The sequence below is a fragment of the Brevibacillus sp. 1238 genome (assembly GCF_029892995.1).
In the GTDB taxonomy this organism is placed as follows: domain Bacteria; phylum Bacillota; class Bacilli; order Brevibacillales; family Brevibacillaceae; genus Brevibacillus; species Brevibacillus parabrevis.
On sequence record NZ_JARXWC010000004.1, the window covers coordinates 254,671 to 276,681 of the forward strand.

The window sequence follows — 22,011 nt, forward strand, 5'->3', positions numbered from 1 at the left end:
ATCCTATGGTAGGAGAAGGGAAAAAAGACTATCAGCGACGAGAGTCGGCAACACCCCCGCTTTTCTGCACGTACACGCCCAGTCCGACGAGCGCAAAAATCAGCAGCACCTGTGCACAGACAACCAATCCGAACAAGCCGCACGCCGCCGTTAACAGCGGTGCGCCAAGAAAACCGATAAAAAAGCCGCTGCGGCCGAGAAAGCCCTGCACCCCGAGCACCTTGCCGCGCACTTCATTTTTGGCCAGCTGCAAAAGCGTGCCCTCGTACACCTGTGCCGCCCCGCTCAAAAGCCCGGCGCATCCGAGCAACAACAGCACCCCCGCCGTCCAATCGGCAGCAAACGCCGCCACGACCAGCAGCGCCATCAGCCCGTATGCGCCAAGCAAGCCACGCCAAAAATCAACGGAAAAACGGACGGCGAAGTAAGCGCCAACCAGCCCGCCTGCGCTCATCGCGGACCACATCAGCCCGTGCAGGGTAGCATCGCCACGGCTTAGCCCATCGGCCAAAAACGGCAAGCCGTAGTTGTGCGCGGCCGTACTGATCGCCAGCGGCGCAGCCAGCAGACTGACCGCGAGCAGCACGGGCGCTCCTTGCAAATATACGAAAGCTGCGCGCATCCCGCCGCTTGCCGTTTCTTTCCCTTCGGCTTTTTCCGCCTTGTCCGGCGTAGCTCTGCTCTCCCAGCGCATCCGCGTCAAAATTGCTGCCGAAAACAAAAAGCTCGCAGCGTCTGCTCCAATGACGAGTGCATAGCCGACATGATCGGTTAACAAGCCGCCCAAAAGGAAGCCGACAATGCCGACAAACGATTCCAGCCTCACCTTGAGACTGTTCACCCAAGCCAATTTTTCCGGTCCAAACATCTGCGGCAATGACGCCTGGAAGCTGATCGCAAACAGCGTGTACAGCATCCCTTTGAGAAAAGCCGCCGCGACGACAACGTATGGATGCGGAATGAGCAAAATCGCCAGCAAAGCCAGCCCCGCTCCGATGTCGCTTGCGATCATCGCCTGTCTTCTGTCCATCCGGTCTGCCAATATGCCAGCAAACGGGCTGAACAGCATTCCGCCCACCTGTCTGGCGACAAAAAAAGCCATCAGCCAAAACGCGCTATGTTCAAACGTAAAAATCAAGGCGCTGCACGCGATCAAGTCCATTCGCGATCCGAGCGAGGACAGCGCATTGACGTACAAATACTTTTTCATGTTCATGTGTACCAAACCTCCTGTTGATCACAGGCGGTTCAGACTGACGCCCCCATCTACGGGGTGCGTACACTGATTATGGCAGTTGACATGCGCATGCCTCCTCGTGTGTAAGTGTGTAAAATCATGACTCGTTTTTGTTCTGTCACTTTCGACGGGGGCCGTTCCTTAACCGTCTATGTGCGGCAACTCATGCCGTACTCTCATCATAACGGGACGCTCCTATCTTGTCATGAAAAACGGGAAAACCTTCACAAAAAAATGGCGCTTCTCCTACGTCAGACTGCATCTGTCTTTCATATGGTAAGGGGGAAGATCTTTTTTGCCCTGGAGGTTTGTCATGAATCTGGAACGATTGGAACGTGCCTTTGGCTCCCTTGTTTGCCCCAGTCCTACCGAATTGAGGCAGGCTGTCGCTTCACTCGCGCTCTGCCCAGACGATATCGCGTCACTCGTTCCCCAACCGGAACAGCTTCCATATGGCCGCAAAATTTTGTATCTCACGCCTCACGTAGAGGTCGTTCTCATCCATCTTCCTGCCAGGCAGGAGTCCATCCCGCACAACCATGGCGACTCGTTTGGCTGGGAGTGGGTCATATCCGGCACGCTCACCAATGTCGTCTACCTCCCGGCTGACCGCGAAGACGAAGTTTTTCGGGCACAAACGACGCATGTCAGCGCAGGAGATTGCTATTACGTCGCTCCCGGCGAGATTCACGCCATTCGCAACAACACAGACGGACCTGTCCTCTCGCTCAATGTGTATACGCCCCCGCTGCAAAACTCCCGTCAGTACCGCGCCGTCCAATCCCCCACGTAGGATTGGAAAAGATACAAAAAAACCAGTACACCGCCAAAAGAGCGGTCGTACTGGTTTTTCGCGTCTACAAATTTTCCGTAATCTCGGACAGCTCATCAGCAGAGCTGGCTACTTGCGCCACTGCCTGGTTCATGTCTTCCATGACTTTGAAGAAGTTTTCCAGTTCTTTTTGAATGTGCGTGCTTTGCTCCTTGCTGTCTGCTACAGCGCCGATAATTCCTTCGAAAAACGCGTTCGTCTCATCCGTCATTTTGCTGCTCGACTGAACAAGCCCTTGAATTTCCAGAACGACCGAAGACAGCACTGTTGTTTGCTGGTTCGTTTTCTCAATCAGCTCCCGCACGCCGAAGACAGACTTCTTCGTCTGCTCCGCCAGCTTGCGCACCTCGTCAGCCACGACCGCAAAGCCTCGTCCCTGTTCGCCCGCTCTCGCCGCCTCAATCGCAGCGTTTAGGGCAAGCAGATTCGTCTGCTCGGCTATCGCCGTTACCACATCGACGATCCCGCGAATTTTTTCGGCATTGTCCTCCAGCGTGTTCATTTCCCCGGAGATTTGCCTCACGCTTTGCTGAATCAATCCCATCTGTTCTTGCTGCTTTTCCAGCTTTTCCTTGCCCTCCCGGGACAGCTCCTGCGCCTTGCTGGAAAATCCGGTGCCGTTTTCGGCATAGCGCAGCATCTCGCGCGACTGCTCCGTCAACTGCTCGACGGACGCGCTGTTTTCTTCCGATACCGCTGCCAGCTCATGGGCGGAATTGGTCAGCATGATCCGCAGCTCATCTTTTTTGTCCTGCTCGGCACGCCGAACACGCTCATGCTCGTTCTCGTACTCTTCCAGCACAATTTGCTGCTCGATGTTGAGAATTTTGGTCACCGCCGTAAGGGCCACCATCAGCTCGTTCTTGTCGGCAATATGCTTGTTCAAGATGTCCATAATCGAAACGAGCAGATTTTGGAACGCGCTCATGTACCATTTCGGTTCCAGTCCGATTCGCATATGTATGATGGCAATCTTGCTGCGCTGCTCGATGTAAGCAGCATCTATACAGCCATTGAACATTTCGGTGATGTGCCGGGTCAGTGTCCCTTTCAGTCTTTGAATCGTGCTGTTCTTGTCCACAATGTCCATGAGCAATGGCTCAGTTTCGATATTCGAATAAAAGAAATCTACAATTTTGTCAATATTTTGAATGATGAGCGGTTGAAGCGCTTTGACGATCGACAAGTCCTCCTCTGTCAGATGAATCAGAGCCAGTTGCCTGGAGAGGGTGTTTTGTCCTTGAAGCTTTACCTTCCCTTGTTCCTTGTGATCCTGGAAAAACGACTCCTTTTTGGCTTTTCCTTTTAATCCAAACAGGCTGGAAAATGGACATGTACTCATACGCCGAACTCCTTTTGACCGATTAAAAAATGGCTGGAATTACCATATTAGGTAGAGTAAACGAATTATTTCCAATTGGCATATCCTTTCAATTATATACCCGTTTGATCTAGAGTGTAAACCAAATGAGCAAGAAAAGAGGGCAACCGCGCTTCCGAACGGGAAGTCGGCGCCCTCATTTTTACATCTCTGCTTTCTTCACTTCCGCTTTTTGCAGCTTCCAGCTCGTCTTGTCCCATTTCCAAAGCGACTCGACGTAGGCAATCGTGTCAGCATTCGCGACACCGCTCACCCGCTGCACACCTTTCAGCTCGCAGACGCCATCGCGGTTTTCGTCGACAGGCGCAAGCACGCTGAAACTGTTCGGCATCACGTCTGTGGGCGTCACCAGCTTGCCGTTTTTGTAAACGCCGTTTTCTTCGTATATTTTTTTGCGATCGGACAAATCGAGAACCGTGGTCTGATTCGTCTCTTTGATCAAAATCGGAACCTTGTAGTTGTCCTGATACGAGCCGGAAATCGTCAAAGGCTGCGGCACGGGCAGCACAACAGGCTTGTTGTCCTTGTTGCTGAACAAATAAAAGTCGGACGTTCCCCCGCTTCCGCCCGTAGGCGCTTGCACCAAAATTTGTTTGGTGCCGTTTCCGATAAAATCGCAAAAGGCCATGTCCGGCTGATAACCGCCGTACGCCGTCGTGAAAAAGGTCGTCTTTTTCGCGACCGGATCTTGGACCATGACCTTCAGCTTTTCAAAATACGGGCTGTCCGCAGCAAAGCGTTGACCGAGCAGCGTCACGACATCCGGCTTTCCGTCTCCGGTCACGTCCTGTCTTTTGATCTGGATTTCCTCAAAAACGCCTGGTTGCTGCTGAGGCTGGCGCACTTCCTCTGCCAGAGCAGGCCCCCCTCCTCCCGCGATCAATACACAGGCCAAAATGACTGCCCAGCCAAATCGTTTTCTTTTTTCCATATCCATCCACCTTTGCTTTTTTGAACCTTAGGCGTAGTATGCAAAAAAAGCTGTGCTGCCATGCCTTTTTGTTGCGCGCATCGGCTGGTCAAAATGGCTAGATGAATTTATGGAAAGTGCGGTACACTATTCCAAGAATGTTGACCGTTTAGGCAAGCAGACGAGCATGTTTTCATACGTATGAGAATGACAGTCCAATCAGGAGGCGATGCAAGCGTGAGTACGCCAGAAAAACGGCGGGTCGCACAGGCTCCGCCCAGCCGCGAAGCGCTGCGCACGGCTTATGAGCTGATTCTCACACGGATTTTGCCGCGTCTGCCGCCGACCTCTCAATCTACTGGCAGGAGATGCGAACATGAAGATACGACTGATCGAAAACGGGATCATCACGCAGATCGATGACATAGAGGACGCTACCCAAGCACCCGGACAAGGCTTTTTTTGGATTGACGCTTCTCCGTTTGATCTGGATATTTTACAGCCGCTGTACGATCTCCACCCTCTGGCAATCGAGGACTGTATCGACGAAGAAGAACAGCGGCCCAAGCTGCAAATTTACGACGATCACTATTTTCTCGTGCTAAACGGCATTGCTTTTCACAACCAGGATATTTTTTTGCGCGAGATCAATATTTTTTTCGGCAGTCATGCGATTATTACGGTAACGAAGCAGGAAGCTCCCGAATTTGCCTCCATGCTTCCGATTATCAGGGAAAAAGAAGTGAATCACCCGGACACGTTTTTGTATCACCTGATTGACCAAATTGTCGATCGTTATTTTGATGTGACGGAAAAAATCGAGGACTTGATTGAAGCGCTGGAAGAGGAAATTTTAATGAAGACGCGCAAATCGCACCTGGAACAGATCATCGGGCTGCGAAGCGAGATTTTGTACGCGCGAAAAATGTTGTTGCCGCAGCGCGATTTGATTGACGCTCTGCACAAAAAAGAACTCCCGCTGATTCGTCCGAAGCTGCGGAAGTTCTTTGGCGATATTTGGGAGGACGCGAGTAAAATCGTGGAAAACTTCGAGACATTCCGCGACCTCATCGGAAACTTGCGCGAAGCTTATCAGGCGGCCCTCGCCGGACGGGCAAACGACATCATGCGCGTGTTTACGGCTTTGACCACCATTTTCATGCCGCTCACGATCGTGACGGGCATTTACGGCATGAACTTCGACTTCATGCCAGAGCTGCATTCGCCCTACGGCTATTACGTCGTGCTCGGGTGCATGGCGCTCATCGGGCTGACGATGTTCATCCTGTTCAAGAAAAAAGAGTGGCTGTAAACGAACAGGCTAGACGAGATCACCGCAGGCGACGATCATCAGCGAAAGTATTTTAGACAAGTCGCACTCATACGGCTGTGCCAGCTCCTGCCCATCTTCATCGACCAAAATGCGAATGAGCGGGCGGCTTGGCATGCCTTTGTTGGAATCAATCACGATGCCTGACACCCCTGTATTGAGCGTGACGCTCAACCCGACCGGGTACAGAGCGATGGTGTCGCGCAGCGCTTCTACATAAAACTGGTCAAACAGTCTTCCCGAGCCGGAATAGAGCACTTCCATCGCTTCGTGGGGCAGCATTCCCCGGCGATAGATGCGATCGGAAGTCAAGGCGTCGAATACATCCGCTACCGCCATCAGGCGACCGAACGGGTGAATTTGATCTTGCTTCAGATGGCGCGGATATCCGGACCCGTCCCAGCGCTCGTGGTGCTGAAAAGCGCAGTGGGCAGCAAGCAACGGGATGTCGTCTTGCCTGCGCAGCATTTCAAAACCGATTTCGGTATGTTTTTTCATCACTTCAAACTCTTCTGGCGTCAGGCGGCCCGGTTTTTTCAAAATCGTGTCCGGAATTTGCACTTTCCCGATATCGTGAAGCATGCCGCCAATAGACACATCGAGAATCTCCCGCTCTGTACAGCCTGTATTAATCGCCAGAGCCGTACTGTAGAGGGCGACGTTAAAGGAATGGCTGAAAATATAATTATCGAAGGCGCAGGCATCCGCCAACAGGTTGATCGCCGATTTGCTGCCTTTCAGCTCGTCGGCTACCGCAGCCATGACCTGTCTGAGCTGACGGCCCAGATTCTTGTCCGTGAACAGCTGCTGCCATTTTTGCGGTACCTCCTGGACACTGCGAAACGTATCGTGAATAATGGACATCGCCTGTCTGCGAGTGCCCTCGGAAATGACTGTATCCACCATGATATCGTCCGTGCGTTCATCTTGTATGTACAGGCTGTTGATGTTCTTGCTCATGAGGCGTCCGATCATTCGCTGGGTCAGTTCAACTCCTGCCCCAACGAGCACCGTTCCGTTTTCTGCATAGATGGAACGGGCAAGCTTGTCGCCCGGCTGGCATTTTTGAATGGATTTCAGTCTCATTTCCAACCTTCGCCTTTCATCAGAGTATCCCTATTATAGCGTGATTCGACGTAATTCTACATGAAAAATTTTCAAGTCTTTCAATTAGACATATGGACGGGAGACACAGGTGAAATAGCTTGGAAGAAGCTGCTGTATGTTTTTAGGTTATCGGTACTTCCGGGGGGAATTTTGAGGAAAATGCGGAATGACAGAAAGCTTGCTTGGGAGATTGCGTTATCGGTAGGTACTTTTTGCTGTGGCAGGGAAAGATTGAATGCAGGAAGCTTGTTTGGGTGACGCTTTGTAGAATGCGTCATCGGTAGGTACTTTTGCTGCGGCGAAGAAAGATTGAATGCAGGAAGCTTGCTGGGGCGCCGCTTTGTAGAATGCGTCATCGGTACTTTTGCTGTGGCGAGGAAAGAGACGAATCGCTGTAGCTTCTTGGGATACCCCCTGTGGGCCTGGACTGCACGGCTCCGGGGAAAAAGCGAAACCGCGTCAAAAGCAGCTCGCTCACAGATGTGGGGGCACGTTGACGCTTAAAACCGTGTTTCGCTTTTTCCTCGGAACCTCGGTCGGTATCCCAAAGAGCTTTCGCGGATTTCGTCTCTTTCCTCGTCAGCGGCTGGTGGTGGTGGTCGCGCGGGTTTTAAAGAAAAGAAAATACCAAATGCTAAAAAGCTTGCTTGGGCTGACCCTTTGTAGTCCGCTTCATCGGTACTTTTGCTGTGGCAAGGAAAGAGCTGGAGAGTTCAACGTATGTTTCAAAAAGACATGAAAAAATGTTTAAGTTTTTTCATGAAGTCAATTGCTGAATGCACCTCATCCATGCAAAAGATCGTTCATTAGCCGCACTGGATTTCCCCCAGATCATCCCTCAAAAATCCCAATCCGACCAAAGCTAAACACTGGCCGAGGAAACAGGAGAAACAAGCGGCAGGGCTTTCCAAGCTTCCCCGCAAGATGCCAGTTGTTCTGAGAAAATAAAGTTTTCAACTGAAAATGATCAACACCTAATTTAAGAAAACTATATAAATGAAAGCCTCAAACATATTGTGTACATCTAATATGTTTGAGGCTTTATGTGTTGGATTGGGCATTTATTTCGTATAGAAACGCTTTTTAGGAATCTAATGCTGTCAACTACGTTCAGCCTAACGATCGGTTGCTGTTTTCCATGACTCTCTGAATATAAGACTCCAGTACCTCGATGAACAATTTGGCCGCTTTCCCCATAAACCTGTCCGCATGGTAGATGATACAAATATCCTGGCTTGGTGTAGGGTTCAAAAGGGTGACGGCGGTGATCGTATCGCGATTGAGATTGTCCACTAACAAGCGGGGGAGAATGCAAGCTCCTACGCCTTGCTCGACCAAGGATAGCAATGTCGAAAGGGTGGAAGTTACAATCGGGCTATCGATCTTGATCCCCTTTTGCTGGCAGCAGGCATTAATGACCTTTGAAATTTGATGTTCCGAACCGAACATGACCAGCTTCATATTCTGCAGTTGCTCGAAGGGAATGGCTTTCGCTTTCGCAGCGGGGTGATCCGAGCGTAGTGCCAAGACGAACTCCTCATGGAACAGCGGTATAACGGTGATACGATCATCAGGTTTGTCAGGAGTTGTGGTAACGCCAAGATCCCGGATACCGTCGACAACCTGTTCGTACACATCTGTCGACTCCGTGACTTTAATCGACAACTTCGGGTACGAGCGATGAAAGTCGATAAGAAGGGCGTCAAACAAAAGGTCTCCGTCGCCAGGAAGAATCCCGATATCCAGCTTGCCACCATCTACCTTCTTTAAGTCCGCAATGGCCCCCTGAATGTAGTCAATGCGTTCGAAGATGATCTTGCTCTGCTCCAAAAGGATTTGCCCCGCATCAGTTAAAGCAATCCGTCTCCCAATGCGATCAAATAGCGGAAGTCCCAGTTCATTTTCCAAAAACTTAATTTGTTGACTGAGGTTCGACTGAGTCGTACAGAGATTTTCTGCCGCTTTGGAGAAGTGCATTTCCTTGCAGATGGCAGCAAAATACTGGAGTTGTCTAAGTTCCATACCGTCATGCCCCTTTTCCATTTTTTGCACGTCTTAGAAGCGAATGACTCCTTTACAGTATACCCACTATATGGATGATTTGCACGAATCGGTAATCGATCGATTAGTGAGACCGATCAATTGCATCGGAATCGTGTGATTGTTGCGTATTCAGGGGAGAGCTACACTTGCATTAAGAGAGCAGCAACAAAAAAGGAGGCATGATCTTATGAGTCAAACCATTATCCACACTGCTAACGTACTTCGTCAGGTTGTCATTGGTCAGGTTCAAGCCATTTCCGAGGAGCAGCTCGACATACAACCGATGGGCTTCCACAACACAATCCGCTGGAATGTCGGTCACATCATCTTTTGGATGGATCGGTACTCCACGCTCTGTTTCGATTCTCCATCCTTGATTCCGGATCAGTATGAAGCGCTGTTTACGTCCGGTACGAAGCCAGCTTCATGGACGATAGCTCCCCCGAGCAAGGAAGAATTGCTTCAATTGCTGACGATGCAGCTTTCCCGGCTATCCGAGCTGACGCCTGAGCTGCTCGATGCACCATTGAAATCGCCGTATGTCATGGGGCCATTCCAATTCGATACCGCAGGCGAGCTGTTCAACTTTGCTCTGGTCCACGAAGGGATTCACCTTGGTACAGTTTCAAGCCAGCTTAAGCTTATAAAATGAAGCCCTGCATCTAGATGCATAAAGCGATGGATCACACAATGAAATGAGGAGGCTTGTTATGACGAAAATCCATGAAGTATTTGCTGCTTTTAGGCGTGCTTTCGAAACAGGGAATACAAGCGATTTCCTAAAAAAGGTTACGGATGATTTTCATTTCTTCGTTCCGCTGCCGCTTGAAGGCTGGAATCAGAAGCAGCAAGGCCAAGAGCGGTTCGAGGAATTAATCAGGTTTGAGCGCTCGGTATTGCAGATGAGCCTCACGCCGCTGATCGAGCTAGAGAATGAAAGCTACGGGATGGTCGTATTTCGCTCGGAAGGGTTGCTGTACGGCAGGCCTTTCCAAAATGAGCTTTCAGTCGTCTTCGAGTTCGAGAAGGATCGGGTCCGCTCCTTCCGAGAATACGTAGGAATGCCGTTAAAAAATTACGAGGCACCGATGGTTGATTAATCTAACGAGAGCGATAGTTCAATAAAGCAGCGGCGAGTCTAAGCTTTCTTTTCCGGTCTTAGGTCGCCGCTGTTTCATTTATTGGGGTCAGTCTAAAAACAAAAAAACACCTTCGTCTCATCGACAAAGGCGTTCCGCTGTCCATTTCTGAACCGTTAATTCATCATCGCTACAGCATTTTGACGACCGCTTCCCGTCCGATCATCCCCGCTGTGATGCCTTGCGCCTCCGCTGTTGTCGTCACCGATTCCAGCGGCGCATCCAGCAGCTCCTCAATCGTTTTCACCCCGACAGCCCTGCCAGCCAAAATCTCCCGGCTCGCCAGCCGCTCATTCAACAGACCCACGTCCAATGCTCCGCACATGATGTACCCTTTGTCTGTCGTCACCGCAAGCAATGTCGTCCTGGGAAGCCGTACCGTGACGGCAATCGCCGTCCCTTCCGGAAAGTGGATAGGCAATACCTCGACCATCCTGCTCCCTCCTTTTCTCTCCTGCCTTTTGCGTTACCATCCTATGACACAGGAGCGAAAAGTGTGTGAATCAGTGCAAGTTCACAGCCGGGAACTGCTCGTCTTCCATTGCGACCTTGCGCTTCATCACTTCAATCATATACGTAGCCATCATGTGAAACAGCTCTTCCTCGTCCATTTCTTCCGCCAGTCCGAGCAGGGCGTCGCGGTCCTGCTCGTGCAAAACTCCAACCACCACGGCCGTAATGTCCTCTTCGTCACCGTTGAAATGACCTTTGTACAGCTCGTATACTTCGTCGATAAATCTCATGGCTCATCCCCCCTGCTTCATTCGATAGCATGCCCAGAACTTTCAGGGGACACCTTTTCCCATCTCGGCAAAAAAGCGCTTTGCACCAAAGTTCGGTCTGTGATCGTACTGGCAATCACTTCGCGAAGCATTTCCGGGTGGAAAAATTCAATCTCCCGCCCTTGCAGCAAGTCGGGAAACAGGCGATTGTACATGAACATGTCAACCGTACCGACACGATACTCCCGTTCGCGGATTAGCGGTTGCCCGTTGACTTCAATCGCGAGGATGTGCGGCTGCCCCGACTCTTCATAACGAATCCGCAGCCCGTCCACTGCCATCCAGCCTTCGATTTTGCCGCGAAAACCGCAGCCGCGCAGCTCGCGATGCACGATTTGCGGCTGGATCGCCTGCTCCAGCACACTGGCGAGCTGCTCCCCCGTCAACGTGACAGCGCAGGCGTTGATCGGGTGCGGCACGCTTTCCAAAAGCTGGGCAAACGTCAGACGGCCCTGATGCAAGTCGGACAGCAACAGTCCTCCGTTGGCGATCCCCACTTCTGCTTTGGTCCATCTGCGAATGCTCGCCGCCACAAACGAGCCAAACGGCGTCTCCTCCGTCCAGTTGACGTGCAAATCCTGCTCCAGCTCAGCGATCGGCTGAAACAGACTGGCATCTGCCGCTGCCTTTTCCTTTTGCAAAAAATCGCGCAGCGCCTCATCCGGCGCGTAGCTGGCGGTGTCAAACAACTCTGCCGAGACATCCGCAATCTGTTTGCCGTCGCGATCCCACACAAGCCGGATGTGGCCTACGTGCTCGCCAAAACGCCCCGTCTGGGCAATCAACGTGTTTCCGACCCGTTCCCCGTGCGGAAGCGTATGGTGCGTATGACCGCCCAAAATCACGTCCAGCCCTTCGACTTCCGCGGCGATCCGGCAGTCCGTCTGATAACCGAGATGAGACAGCAAAATCAAAATATCCGCCGAAGAGCGCAAGGCAGCAACCTGCTCACGAATAAGCGGAAGCGGATCGAGAATTTCCCAGCCCAGGCTCTGATAAGTAGAAAAAGGAATCGTCATGCCAAGCAAAGCGACCCGCAGCTCTCCAAGCGTATGGATAGCATAGGGGACAGCCCACTGTGGAGGTGCCGAGCTGGCTTTATCCAGCAAGTTGCCGACGATGACCGTGAAGTCCGCTTGCTCGTACATCTCGTCGAGCTTCTCTTTGGGCAGCGTGATGCCCTCGTTGTTGCCGATCGTCGCATACTGGTAGCCGCATCTGTTCATGACTTGGACATTCGCTTTTCCGAAGCTTGCCTCCGAGCGGACATCCATGCGATCCATATGATCCCCGATATCGACTGTCAGCACATGTTCCTGTTGGGCCTCCCACAGCTGGCGGCTTGTTTTCAGGCAAGTCGCAATCTGCGGCATTTTTTCGAAATGACTATGCAGGTCATTCGTGTGCAGCAAGTGCAAGGTCCAGGTGTCCGCCACGACTTTCCCCTCCCTTTTGTCTCTAAGGTCAACCGATGATCGCTTTTATGATCATTTGTACAGCTATCGCCAAAATCAGGATGCGCAAGAACAGCACAATCGTGCGTCCTTTCAGCTTGCTGGCTATGACCGCGCCCAGCTTGCCGCCCGCCCATGCGCCAGGTGCCAGCATCGCCGCATACAGCCAGTTCACATGATCGTGAAAAATGTTTGTGACCGAGCCGATCACCGCCGAGAAAAAAATGACCAGCATGGAGGTCGCCGTGGCAATGTGCGGAGGAAACCGGAACAACAGCATCATCGCCGGAACCATCAACACTCCGCCACCCACGCCAAACAAAGAAGACGTGATCCCGACAAAAAAAGCGATCGTAATGACACTCACCCTGCTATATCCATACTCGTATTCATTGCCCTCGTTGTCGACAAACTGCCGCTTGATTTCCCAGTTGATCTGGCGCGGCCGGAGTTTGTCCTTGACCATCAGGATGACGAACATGCACAACTGAAACAAGCCAAAAAGCAGTGTAAAATCTTCTGTTGCTAGTAATGTATTAAGGTAGACACCCACGATAGCACCAGGCGCGCTGCCAATAAAAAAAAGCAGGGCGCTTTGCATATCGACTTTTTTTTGCTTGATATACGATATGGACGAGGACAGCGCCGTCACCGCAATCACAAGCAGCGAGGTCGCTGCCGCTACTTGCGGAGACATGGAGTTCGGCTCATACCAGTTGGCGAAAAACAGCAACGCCGGAACAAAAAAGATGCCGCCGCCAAGCCCGGCGATACTGCCAATGACTCCGGCGACCACCCCGATCACCAAAAACAAAACAGCGATGGCTACAAGCATGTCTCCCCTTCTTTCTTCCTTGTTAAAACAACTCCATCTGTCTGGGATTCAAACCGCTCGGATCAAGTCCCAGCATGTCTGAAAACTGCTTGGCGTTCGCTGCCGCATCGCCTCCAGAGTTATTGTTGAACAAAATGCAAACTTCATCCGCTTCCTGCTCAATCTGCCGGATGTGGACAAGCCACTCTGCCAGTTCTTCCTCGCTGTAGCGGTACAAGTAGCGCACATCGCGCCATTTTTGACCTTCTCCCGGATCGCGCCACCCCGATTTGTTGCGCCCGTGAAACCGGACGAGAGCCAGCGAAGAATGCGTGACGGCGGGCACAATCGGAACCGATCCTTGCCCTGCCTGTGGTTCATCGCACAAGACGTGCACGGCTTCGATTTTATGTAAAAAGTCCAGCGTGCGCTCTCTAAACCGCGCTTCGAACCAGCTCTGATGGCGAAATTCCACCGCAAACGGATACGCCTTCATCGCTTGCCGGCAAGCCTGGACATACTGGACATGTTCCCTGGTGCAGTCAAACCAGGGCGGGAATTGAAACAGAAGCGACTTCAGCTTCCCGGCCTCGACAAGCGGCTGGATGCTCTCCTCAAACTGTTGAAACAGCTCGCGCCGGTTCACAGGCGCATCTCCCCGCTGATGGCCCGTCATCGCCTGGTGCGGCTTCACGATAAATCCAAAACGGTCCGGAGTGTCCCGGACCCACGACTCGTAGTTTCGCTGTGGTAAAATGGCGTAAAAAGAGCTGTCTACTTCCACAATCGGAAAATGGCTGGCGTACACCGCCAATTTATCGCCGCTGCGCACCCCTTGTCCGTACAGCGTGTCATGATCGCCCCAGCCACAGACACCCACATGTATCGTACTCATGGCAAACACCCCTAACAAAATCAAGCGAAATCAAACAGGAGGAGTCCCTTCGCATGAAAACAACTGACTGGTTGGGTGACCCCTTTGCGTTTAAGGATAACAAATTATACATGGGCCGAAAAGTAGCGAACCGCCTCCTGCGTGACGCTCAGGAGGCGGTTCCTTATGAGTTTTCCGCTCTGCTCGCGGGCAGAGACGCGACGATTACCGATGCAGTTGCCATGCCGATCTCTTCGGACACAGGCAACTTTTCCTGGGACGGCCCTGCCTTTCTCCAGGCGCTTCACTCCATTCGCAAGCGCCAGCTGCAATGGCTGGGCGTCCTGCACACGCACCCGCATACCGCTCCCATCCCGTCCAGACAAGACGTTTTGGGCTGGCACTACCCTACGCTTTCCTACTGGATCGTCAGCTTGGCGTCTGAGACACCGGAGTGGCGCGTCTATCAATGGAAGAACGGGGCATTTCTGTTGCGCGATTACACCGTGACAGAAGCGGCGGACGAAGCAGTCAACAGTTCTGCTGCTGTCTCCCCTTCGTCTCCAAAAAACTCCTGATACAAGGCGATTACGGCGCGGTCGGCTTCTGCCGCTTTCACCCCGAACATCATGCTGACTTCAGAAGAGCCTTGATTGATCATCTCCAGATTCACCTTCGCCGCAGCCAAAGCAGTAGTCGCTCTGGCTGTGGTGCCCACCGATTGGCGCATTCCTTCCCCGACGATCATGACGAGTGCGAGACTGTGCTGCACCGCGACGTCGTCCGCTCCCAGCTCGCGAAACATGCGCTCGATGATCCGCTTTTCCTTCTCTTCTGTCAGGTCTTTCTCGCGCAAAATGACCGAAATATTGTCGATCCCGGAAGGAGTGTGCTCGTACGAAATCCCTTCCTCCTCAAAAATTTGCAACAGCTTGCGGCCAAAGCCGATTTCTTTGTTCATCAAATACTTGCTGACGTAAATGCTGCAAAAGCCGCTGTCGCTGGCGATTCCCGACACCCTGTTTGTCGCAAACGGACGCTCGGCAACGATCATGGTGCCTGGCGCAGACGGATTGTTCGTATTTTTGATGCACACCGGAATGTCAGCCTCATAAGCCGGAATTAGCGCTTCCTCATGAAACACGCTGAATCCCGAATAAGACAGCTCCCGCATCTCGCGGTACGTGATTTCCTTCACTTCCTTCGGGTTGGCAATCAAGTTCGGATTCACGACGTACACCGAGTCGACATCGGTAAAGTTTTCGTACACTTCCGCAGTCACCGCTGCTGCCAAAATCGAGCCGGTAATGTCCGAGCCGCCACGCGAGAACGTCACCAACTCACCGCTTTTCGCATACCCGAAAAAGCCGGGAAAGACAGTAATTCCGCTACGTTCCCGCAAAGAAGCAAGCTTCGCGTAAGCTTCCGGCAAAACGTGGGCGTTGCCCGCTTCGTCGGATACGAGCATCCCCGCGTCCTGCGGATTGACGTAGCTCGCTTCCTCGCCCAAGCTTCGCAAGTAGTGGGCCACGATTTTGGCGCACGTATCCTCTCCCGCTGCTTTGGCAGCATCCATGAAGCGCTCCGCTGACAAGCCTTGCCGATTGCTCAGCACGTCATCCAGCTCGCTTTTGATTTGCTCTGCGACAGCTTCTCCCAGCCCCAGCTCAGCGATGATCTCCTCATAACGCGCAAAAACAGCCTGCTTTTCTTCCTCGGCCTGTTGCTGCTGCAAAAAACGGTTCGCGCAGCTGATCAAGAGGTCTGTTACTTTTGTATCTTCCTTATGTCTTTTGCCAGGGGCTGAAACGACGACGAGACGTCTGTCCCGATCCGCCATGACGATGCTGCACACTTTTTTTATTTGCTCGGCATTCGCCAGGGAAGTGCCACCAAATTTTGCTACCTTCATTCTTTACTCCTCCATCTATCCGCTCTTGTCCGGTCTTTTTCTTTCATGAATTATGTTACTAGCTTAATGTATCCACCCAAAAAGCACAAGTGTCTTTTCCACAAGTACACAACAGAATAATTTGGACAAGTTGACGCATAGTAACGGGTGAGAGATTCCACAATGAGGTGTGTTATGAAAAAACATGTACGCTTGCTCCTCCTCACCTGTGCCGTGTTCCTGCTTCTCTCCTACAGCCAAACGGCGTCCGCGATTCGCGAAAAAAATCGCGAATACTACGAGACGCGCGGGGAGATCGTCTGGGAAGTTCCCACGAAAAGCAAGATCATTGCCCTCACTTTTGACGACGGGCCGGACCCGGGCTACACCCCGCAAATTGCCGCCCTGCTGAAAAAGTACGAGGCCAAGTCTACCTTTTTCGTGGTTGGCTCACGTGTAAGCCAGTACCCGGAAGTCGTTCGCTCGCTGGCTCAGGATCAGCACGAGATTGCCAACCATACCTACAGCCACCCCGATATTCGCCGCCTTTCCCCGGAGCAGTTGCGAGAGGAAGTCGAAAAGACTCAGGAAGCGATTCATTCGGCAACAGGAATACGACCTGCGCTGTTCCGTCCGCCTGGGGGATACTACAGCGAGTCCATCGTGCATACGGCGAAGCAGTCCGGCTTTTTGGTCATCATGTGGTCGTGGCACCAGGATACGCGCGATTGGGCAGACCCCGGCGTCAAAAAGATCGTCGACAAGGTGCTGAACAACGCCCGCAACGGCGATATTGTCCTGTTCCATGACTACGGCGGAAACCGGAAACAGACGGTGCAGGCGCTGGAACAAATTTTGCCCGAGCTGAAAAAACGCGGCTACAGCTTCGTTACCGTCAGTGAGCTGATGAAGCACTCCGGTAGACTCAAGCAAGTAGACCGAGCGGATTAAACAGCACAAATCCCCCTTGTGGCTGAAGGGGGATTTGTGTTTTGTCACCTTCGCATTATGCTTTGTGATCCGTTTTGTTTGCTGGTCGTGCCTTGTCATCTGCGGGATTGCCCGCGAGCAAGTGGGAGATAGACGGAGCAGCAGGCTGGCTTTGGTTCGCCGTTGGGCCAGACTGCGCCGCACTGCCCTTTTGCATGAAATCGGAAATCATTTTGTTCATATCAAGCCCGGATACGTCTTTGAGCATCTCTGGCAGTTGGGCCATCAGCTTCGTGACATTGCCGCTCAGTCGGTTGACGCCGTCTCCCTGACCGCCGCCCGCATCCACAATCGTTACTTTGTCGATCGCCTTCATCGGCTCGGCAATTTTTTCGGCCAGTTCAGGCAGCATTTTGGCGATGATGTCCAAGATGGCGGCATGACCGAACTTCTCGAACGCTTCCGCGAGCTTTTCCTTCCCTTCCGCTTCGGCTTCCAGCTTGAGGCGCGTTACTTCTGCCTCCGCGCTTCCTTTCGCCTTCTCGGCTTCGGCAATCGCCAGACCTTCCAGTCGCTTCTGCTCCGCCATCGCTTTCGCCTCTGCCTCGATCCGGTATTTGAGCGCATCGGCTTCGCGCAGTTTTTTCGCTTTTTCCGCTTCCGCCGCTTGCTCCACGGAGTAGCGATCCGCATCGGCTTTTTTCTTCACTTCCGCGTCATATTGCTTCTCGCGGCGCAAAATTTCTTTTTCTTCCAGCTCGATCTCTTTTTGCTTGCGCACCAGATCGATTTTCATTTCTTCTTCCGTAACCTGCTGCTTGGCGACAGCTTCTTGCAGCTTGTAGGCTTGGTCCGCGCTTGCTTTCGCCCGGTCCTGCTCCTGTTTGAAGGCAGCTACCTTCAGCTCTTTATCTTTCTCCGCTTCCGCGATGTTCGTTTCTTTCAGCAGCTCGGCTTTGCGCGCCTCTTCTTCGGCCTGGGCCTGTCTGATCCGCGCTTCCTTGTCTGCGTCGGCTTGCGAGATCGTCGCATCGCGCTTGACTGCCGCGATCTGCGGAATCCCCAGCGCTGCCAAATAACCGTTTTTGTCGCGCACATCCTTGATCGTGAAGCTGACCACGGACAGCCCCATTTTTTTCAAATCTTTGGTCGCGACCGATTGAACTTCCTGGGCAAAGCGCTCGCGGTTTTTGTAAATTTCCTCCACCGTCATGCTGCCGAGAATCGCCCGCAAGTAGCCTTCGAGCACTTCCTGCGCCTCGGCACGCAGAGCCTCATCTTTTTTGCCCATGAACTGCTCAGCAGCGGTGGCAATATCCTCGATCGAACCGCCGACCTTGATAATCGCCACACCGTCCGCCATGACAGGTACACCTTGCTCTGTATATACTTCTGGCGTGGACACATCGAGCTTGTGGGACAGAAGACTCAGAAAATTTGCTTGTTGAAAAATCGGGAGGATGAACGCACCGCCGCCGCGGACGATTTTCATTTTGCGGCCAGACTCGTCGCTCAGCACATTTTTCGTGCCCAAATAACTCCCTGTCACGATCATCGCTTCATCGGCACCAACGGTTTTGTACCTTGCCCAAAATGCGATCCCCAAAACGAGAAAGACTGCGACTACGATACCGACCGTTACTAAAATGTCCGGTTCAAACATGCACTCTCAGCTCCTTTTTCTATGATTCAGGCTGGAAAGGAATAACGTACAAGACATGGTCGCGCACTTCTACCACTACGACGCGCGTTCCTTGCGGGATGCTTACCCGCTCCAGACTGGCAGCCATATGGTAGGTCGTCCCGCTGAGCATGGGCAACAGCACTTCGCCCAAGCCCTCTGCCGGAATCGTCGTGCCCACCTCGCCCAGCTTTCCGCCCAGTTGGGTCATGGAATAGCCTGTTGAGTTCTCTGCCTGGCTCATCGGCTTTACCCAGAGAAAGTACGCGAAGACTGCCAAACCCGCACCGATGACCGCGGCCAACACAAACACGACGAGGTCAGACAAACTGGTAAAACGGGACAAAATATACCCGGCGCCGCCAAAAGCGGTGAGGCCGCTGACAAAAGTGATTGGCTGAAACAGCGGCAAATGAAAATGATCGAGCCAATCCGAGACCGCATCGCCGAATAAAAGCGATAAGACGGTATAAATAATGCCACTCACAAGGCAGACCATGTAGACGGTTTCAAGTACGCCCACGCTTGTCACTCCTTTCCAAGATTGCATCTATTTTTCATACGTTTCAGCTCGGAAAAGGTTTCATAATTAAGGAAAATCCTCCCTGTATACAGAGAGGATTTTCCCGCTTTCATCCGATGAATGTTTGTACAAGCAAATACAGATTCAGCCCCATAATGATCGTCGCCACGATCCAGGCCAGCCATTTCAGCCACCCGGCGTTGGCAAACTCGCCCATTTTGGCCTTGTCGCTGGTGAATTTAACGAGCGGCACGACGGCAAATGACAGCTGGAGGGACAAAATGACCTGGCTCAAAATCAGCAAGTCGGTAGCCCCGCTCTCGCCGTACAGCGCGGTGACAATGACGGCTGGCACGATGGCAATCAGGCGGGTAATCAACCGGCGCAGCCATGGGGTAATTCGCAAGTTCAAAAAGCCTTCCATGACGATCTGGCCTGCGAGCGTTCCCGTCAATGTGGAGTTCATCCCCGCCGCCAACAGAGCGACCCCGAACAAAATGCTGCCGAGCGTCGTGCCGAGCAGGGGGGCCAGCAGGTGATAAGCGTCTGCGATATCGGCCACATCTGTCATCCCCGCCTGGTGAAATGTCGCGGAGGACAAGATCAGGATCGCTGCATTGATCGCCATGGCGAACACCAGGGCAATCGTCGAATCGAGCGTTGCGTATTTGATCGCTTCCTTTTTCCCCAACGTCGTCTGGTCGTACTGTCTCGTTTGCACGATGGACGAGTGCAAGTACAAGTTGTGCGGCATGACCGTCGCCCCCAAAATCCCGATCGCAATGTAGAGCATCTCCGGATTTTTCACAATCTCTGTGCTGGGGATGAAGCCGCCGAGAATCCCGGCGATGTCCGGCTGCGACCAAAACATCTCGAATGCGAAGCAGGCACCGATCGTCGCAATCAGGGCAATCACGAGCGCTTCAATATAGCGGAATCCTTTGTTTTGCAAAAACAGGACGATCATGACATCAAGCGCGGTAATCAACACGCCGTACACGAGCGGTATTCCGAAAAGCAAATTCAGGGCGATTGCCGCCCCGATGACTTCTGCCAGGTCGCACGCCGCGATGGCAAGCTCGCACAGTACCCACAGTCCCATGGCTACCGGCTTGCTGTAGTGATCCCGGCATGCCTGCGCCAAGTCTCTTCCTGTCACAATCCCCAGCTTTCCAGCCAGCGCTTGCAGCAAGATCGCCATCAGGTTCGATAGCAAAATAACGGAGAGCAAGGAGTAGCCGAAAAGGGAGCCGCCCGCAATATCCGTCGCCCAGTTGCCCGGGTCCATATAGCCGACCGCCACGAGATAGCCGGGGCCAGCGAAAGCTAGAAACTTGCGAACCCACGAGCCTTTGGTCGGAACTTTCATAGAGCGGTGGACTTCCGGCAACGATGGCCCATCCGCCTCTTTTCTCCATGCTTGCTGATTTTGGGCAGCTTCGCCTGAGTTTGATCTGGATAGCATAACCCTTCACCTCAATTTGTGGACCAAGTCACCTTTTTTGCCCCAAGGCAACTCTTGGTCAAAAAAATATAGAAATTTGCCTCCACCAAAAATGTTTACCTAGCGAAATATATGTTTTATTATACTCCGATTCCGCCCTTTTGCAATGGTTGCCCTGCATATATTTGGGCGCTTGTTGAACACTACTCGTATTCCTTTTCAGGAGGGCTTGATCGTGAATTGGGAACAGGAACTGGCCGAGCAGATGAGCGGCAGCTCCGATTACGTCCAGCAACAGCTGCGGATCGGAGAAAATGTCTACACGGTATGTTATTTAGAGTGTTTGGTCGAGGCCAACTATATTCAGGATGAAATTGTGGAAAAGTTGGCCGATCCAGCCTGCCGCTTCCCCTTTCATACTTTGGAGACAACTCCAGAAGCCATCGAAGCGATTTTATACGGCAATCTCGTAATCTACAGCCATGCAGAGCAAGTCTTGTATGTCGCAAACGGAACCGGGATGGAGACGCGCAACGTTCAGGAATCCGAAAATGAGAGTTCGCTTCGCGGCCCCCGCGACGGGTTTGTGGAATCCGTGAGCACCAACCTCTCGCTGATCCGCCGCCGCTATCCTGACCCGGAATTGAAAGTGGACATCCGGCAAATAGGCCGGCGGACCAAAACAAAAGTCGCGTTGGCGTACATAAACGGGATCGTCAATCCGGTTATTCTCGATGAAGTGAAAACTCGTCTGTCGACCATGGATATCGATGGCGTCATGGATAGCGGAACCGTGGAGCAGTGGATTGAAGACAGCTGGTATTCGCCTTTTCCGCAGACACAATACACAGAAAGCCCGGCAAGAGTGCTGCACATGCTGCTGGAAGGGCGCATCGCGATCATCGTCGACGGTTCTCCCTTCGTGCTGATTGTGCCCGTCACCTTTTCGATGCTGTTCCAGGCTCCCGATGATTATTACGAGCGCTGGATGATCGGGTCGGCAATCCGCATCATCCGCATAACCGGTGCCAGTATTGCCCTGATTTTGCCTTCCTTGTACATTGCGCTTATTTCTTACCATCCGGGAATGATTCCAACCCAGCTTGCGCTCACCATCTCCGCAGCCAGGGCGGAGGTGCCGTTTCCTTCGTTCCTGGAAGCCGTTTTCATGGAAGCGACGCTGGAAATGCTGCGGGAAGCCGGACTGCGCTTGCCGAAGATCATGGGCCAGACGATCGGCATTGTCGGCGGGCTGGTCATCGGACAATCAGCCGTTGAAGCCGGGATCGTCAGTCCGGTACTCGTGATCGTCGTAGCCATCACCGCGATCTCATCCTTTCTCGTGCCTGCCTACAACGGGGCCATCGCCCTGCGTCTGCTACGCTTTCCCCTGATGCTGCTCGCAGGCAGCCTCGGGCTGTTCGGTCTTATCCTCGGCATTCTTGCTATTCTCGCGCATCTAGTTTCATTAAAATCGTTTGGCATCAACTACTTTTCTCCGCTCGTTCCCTACCGCCCGAGCGACTGGAAAGACATGTTTGTCCGGGCACCACTGCCTTATTTGCGGGACAGGCCGGAAATTTTGCACCCGCAAGATAAAAAGCGGATGGATCTGCACAAACGAAAGAAAGGATGGTAG

22 protein-coding genes are annotated in these 22,011 nt (G+C 52.6%); 8 read left to right on the plus strand and 14 right to left on the minus strand.

Annotation, left to right across the window (positions count from 1 at the left end):
- Positions 1-31: 31 nt before the first annotated feature.
- Complete coding sequence (locus M2298_RS12150) at positions 32-1,216, minus strand: MFS transporter (protein ID WP_173596736.1); 1,185 nt, start codon at positions 1,214-1,216, stop codon at positions 32-34.
- Positions 1,217-1,550: 334 nt separating this feature from the next.
- Between M2298_RS12150 and M2298_RS12155 the strand changes: the two genes are divergently transcribed.
- Entirely contained in the window at positions 1,551-2,030 is a 480-nt protein-coding gene (locus M2298_RS12155; protein ID WP_173596735.1) for a cysteine dioxygenase, read from the plus strand.
- A 64-nt stretch (positions 2,031-2,094) separates the two neighbouring features.
- On the opposite strand, the gene M2298_RS12160 is transcribed toward M2298_RS12155, so the two are convergent.
- Positions 2,095-3,411, minus strand: a complete 1,317-nt coding sequence (locus tag M2298_RS12160) for a globin-coupled sensor protein (RefSeq protein ID WP_122964481.1) — start codon at positions 3,409-3,411, stop codon at positions 2,095-2,097.
- A gap of 181 nt (positions 3,412-3,592) precedes the next feature.
- Positions 3,593-4,381 carry a hypothetical protein gene (locus M2298_RS12165; RefSeq protein ID WP_280648568.1) on the minus strand — a complete coding sequence of 263 codons (789 nt, stop codon included), beginning with the start codon at positions 4,379-4,381 and terminating at the stop codon, positions 3,593-3,595.
- Between the two features lie 216 nt (positions 4,382-4,597).
- Between M2298_RS12165 and M2298_RS12170 the strand changes: the two genes are divergently transcribed.
- Together M2298_RS12170 and corA are read left to right on the plus strand one after the other, a co-directional pair.
- Positions 4,598-4,783 (plus strand): hypothetical protein, encoded by a 186-nt coding sequence (locus M2298_RS12170; protein WP_141254221.1) that lies wholly within the window; start codon positions 4,598-4,600, stop codon positions 4,781-4,783.
- On the plus strand, positions 4,737-5,672 hold the full coding sequence (gene corA / locus M2298_RS12175) for a magnesium/cobalt transporter CorA (RefSeq protein ID WP_122964480.1): 936 nt from the start codon (positions 4,737-4,739) through the stop codon (positions 5,670-5,672). Before M2298_RS12170 ends, corA begins: the two co-directional genes overlap by 47 nt.
- Before the next feature lie 9 nt (positions 5,673-5,681).
- Here the strand turns inward: corA and M2298_RS12180 are convergent, their stop codons facing one another.
- Positions 5,682-6,776, minus strand: a complete 1,095-nt coding sequence (locus M2298_RS12180) for an HD-GYP domain-containing protein (protein WP_173596733.1) — start codon at positions 6,774-6,776, stop codon at positions 5,682-5,684.
- Positions 6,777-7,907: 1,131 nt separating this feature from the next.
- The gene (locus M2298_RS12185; RefSeq protein WP_173599641.1) at positions 7,908-8,819 is read right to left on the minus strand and encodes a LysR family transcriptional regulator; all 912 of its coding nucleotides are present in this window, start codon (positions 8,817-8,819) and stop codon (positions 7,908-7,910) included.
- Between the two features lie 208 nt (positions 8,820-9,027).
- Here M2298_RS12185 and M2298_RS12190 point away from each other — a divergent pair, with 208 nt between their 5' ends.
- Positions 9,028-9,492 (plus strand): DinB family protein, encoded by a 465-nt coding sequence (locus M2298_RS12190; RefSeq protein ID WP_217022236.1) that lies wholly within the window; start codon positions 9,028-9,030, stop codon positions 9,490-9,492.
- Positions 9,493-9,550: 58 nt separating this feature from the next.
- Complete coding sequence (locus M2298_RS12195; RefSeq protein ID WP_373926267.1) at positions 9,551-9,940, plus strand: nuclear transport factor 2 family protein; 390 nt, start codon at positions 9,551-9,553, stop codon at positions 9,938-9,940.
- Between the two features lie 169 nt (positions 9,941-10,109).
- On the opposite strand, the gene M2298_RS12200 is transcribed toward M2298_RS12195, so the two are convergent.
- The 5 genes from M2298_RS12200 to M2298_RS12220 all read right to left on the minus strand — a co-directional run bounded on the left by M2298_RS12200 (position 10,110) and on the right by M2298_RS12220 (position 13,924).
- Positions 10,110-10,412 (minus strand): YunC family protein, encoded by a 303-nt coding sequence (locus M2298_RS12200; RefSeq protein ID WP_274874342.1) that lies wholly within the window; start codon positions 10,410-10,412, stop codon positions 10,110-10,112.
- A gap of 70 nt (positions 10,413-10,482) precedes the next feature.
- The gene (locus tag M2298_RS12205; RefSeq protein WP_122964475.1) at positions 10,483-10,722 is read right to left on the minus strand and encodes a DUF6154 family protein; all 240 of its coding nucleotides are present in this window, start codon (positions 10,720-10,722) and stop codon (positions 10,483-10,485) included.
- Positions 10,723-10,739: 17 nt separating this feature from the next.
- Positions 10,740-12,197, minus strand: a complete 1,458-nt coding sequence (locus M2298_RS12210) for a bifunctional metallophosphatase/5'-nucleotidase (protein WP_173599645.1) — start codon at positions 12,195-12,197, stop codon at positions 10,740-10,742.
- Positions 12,198-12,225: 28 nt separating this feature from the next.
- Positions 12,226-13,050 (minus strand): sulfite exporter TauE/SafE family protein, encoded by an 825-nt coding sequence (locus M2298_RS12215; protein WP_122964473.1) that lies wholly within the window; start codon positions 13,048-13,050, stop codon positions 12,226-12,228.
- A 22-nt stretch (positions 13,051-13,072) separates the two neighbouring features.
- A complete protein-coding gene (locus M2298_RS12220; RefSeq protein ID WP_122964472.1) occupies positions 13,073-13,924 on the minus strand; it encodes a DUF72 domain-containing protein in 852 nt (283 codons plus the stop codon).
- A 110-nt stretch (positions 13,925-14,034) separates the two neighbouring features.
- Between M2298_RS12220 and M2298_RS12225 the strand changes: the two genes are divergently transcribed.
- On the plus strand, positions 14,035-14,481 hold the full coding sequence (locus tag M2298_RS12225; protein WP_229049745.1) for a M67 family metallopeptidase: 447 nt from the start codon (positions 14,035-14,037) through the stop codon (positions 14,479-14,481).
- Here the strand turns inward: M2298_RS12225 and M2298_RS12230 are convergent.
- A complete protein-coding gene (locus M2298_RS12230) occupies positions 14,403-15,815 on the minus strand; it encodes an aspartate kinase (RefSeq protein ID WP_173599647.1) in 1,413 nt (470 codons plus the stop codon). The genes M2298_RS12225 and M2298_RS12230 overlap by 79 nt on opposite strands.
- Positions 15,816-15,989: 174 nt before the next feature.
- Here M2298_RS12230 and M2298_RS12235 point away from each other — a divergent pair, with 174 nt between their 5' ends.
- Entirely contained in the window at positions 15,990-16,745 is a 756-nt protein-coding gene (locus M2298_RS12235) for a polysaccharide deacetylase family protein (protein WP_173596729.1), read from the plus strand.
- A 55-nt stretch (positions 16,746-16,800) separates the two neighbouring features.
- On the opposite strand, the gene M2298_RS12240 is transcribed toward M2298_RS12235, so the two are convergent.
- The 3 genes from M2298_RS12240 to M2298_RS12250 all read right to left on the minus strand — a co-directional run bounded on the left by M2298_RS12240 (position 16,801) and on the right by M2298_RS12250 (position 20,393).
- Positions 16,801-18,387, minus strand: coding sequence for a flotillin family protein (locus M2298_RS12240; RefSeq protein WP_173596728.1), 1,587 nt, complete (start codon positions 18,385-18,387; stop codon positions 16,801-16,803).
- Between the two features lie 19 nt (positions 18,388-18,406).
- Positions 18,407-18,928: an NfeD family membrane protein gene (locus M2298_RS12245; RefSeq protein ID WP_122964467.1), complete on the minus strand. Its 522-nt coding sequence runs from the start codon at positions 18,926-18,928 to the stop codon at positions 18,407-18,409.
- 109 nt (positions 18,929-19,037) lie between these two features.
- The gene (locus M2298_RS12250; RefSeq protein ID WP_122964466.1) at positions 19,038-20,393 is read right to left on the minus strand and encodes an Nramp family divalent metal transporter; all 1,356 of its coding nucleotides are present in this window, start codon (positions 20,391-20,393) and stop codon (positions 19,038-19,040) included.
- Positions 20,394-20,607: 214 nt separating this feature from the next.
- Here M2298_RS12250 and M2298_RS12255 point away from each other — a divergent pair, with 214 nt between their 5' ends.
- The gene (locus M2298_RS12255; protein WP_233454094.1) at positions 20,608-22,011 is read left to right on the plus strand and encodes a spore germination protein; all 1,404 of its coding nucleotides are present in this window, start codon (positions 20,608-20,610) and stop codon (positions 22,009-22,011) included.

Coding starts and splice junctions, on each gene's coding strand:
- M2298_RS12235 (WP_173596729.1), top strand. CDS start 15,990: ATGAAAAAACATGTACGCTTGCTCCTCCTCACCTGTGCCGTGTTCCTG.
- M2298_RS12240 (WP_173596728.1), bottom strand. CDS start 18,387: ATGTTTGAACCGGACATTTTAGTAACGGTCGGTATCGTAGTCGCAGTC.
- M2298_RS12165 (WP_280648568.1), bottom strand. CDS start 4,381: ATGGAAAAAAGAAAACGATTTGGCTGGGCAGTCATTTTGGCCTGTGTA.
- M2298_RS12155 (WP_173596735.1), top strand. CDS start 1,551: ATGAATCTGGAACGATTGGAACGTGCCTTTGGCTCCCTTGTTTGCCCC.
- M2298_RS12215 (WP_122964473.1), bottom strand. CDS start 13,050: ATGCTTGTAGCCATCGCTGTTTTGTTTTTGGTGATCGGGGTGGTCGCC.
- M2298_RS12185 (WP_173599641.1), bottom strand. CDS start 8,819: ATGGAACTTAGACAACTCCAGTATTTTGCTGCCATCTGCAAGGAAATG.
- M2298_RS12225 (WP_229049745.1), top strand. CDS start 14,035: ATGGGCCGAAAAGTAGCGAACCGCCTCCTGCGTGACGCTCAGGAGGCG.
- M2298_RS12205 (WP_122964475.1), bottom strand. CDS start 10,722: ATGAGATTTATCGACGAAGTATACGAGCTGTACAAAGGTCATTTCAAC.
- M2298_RS12230 (WP_173599647.1), bottom strand. CDS start 15,815: ATGAAGGTAGCAAAATTTGGTGGCACTTCCCTGGCGAATGCCGAGCAA.
- M2298_RS12160 (WP_122964481.1), bottom strand. CDS start 3,411: ATGAGTACATGTCCATTTTCCAGCCTGTTTGGATTAAAAGGAAAAGCC.
- M2298_RS12250 (WP_122964466.1), bottom strand. CDS start 20,393: ATGCTATCCAGATCAAACTCAGGCGAAGCTGCCCAAAATCAGCAAGCA.
- M2298_RS12195 (WP_373926267.1), top strand. CDS start 9,551: ATGACGAAAATCCATGAAGTATTTGCTGCTTTTAGGCGTGCTTTCGAA.
- M2298_RS12190 (WP_217022236.1), top strand. CDS start 9,028: ATGAGTCAAACCATTATCCACACTGCTAACGTACTTCGTCAGGTTGTC.
- M2298_RS12200 (WP_274874342.1), bottom strand. CDS start 10,412: ATGGTCGAGGTATTGCCTATCCACTTTCCGGAAGGGACGGCGATTGCC.
- M2298_RS12150 (WP_173596736.1), bottom strand. CDS start 1,216: ATGAACATGAAAAAGTATTTGTACGTCAATGCGCTGTCCTCGCTCGGA.
- M2298_RS12220 (WP_122964472.1), bottom strand. CDS start 13,924: ATGAGTACGATACATGTGGGTGTCTGTGGCTGGGGCGATCATGACACG.
- M2298_RS12180 (WP_173596733.1), bottom strand. CDS start 6,776: ATGAGACTGAAATCCATTCAAAAATGCCAGCCGGGCGACAAGCTTGCC.
- corA (WP_122964480.1), top strand. CDS start 4,737: ATGAAGATACGACTGATCGAAAACGGGATCATCACGCAGATCGATGAC.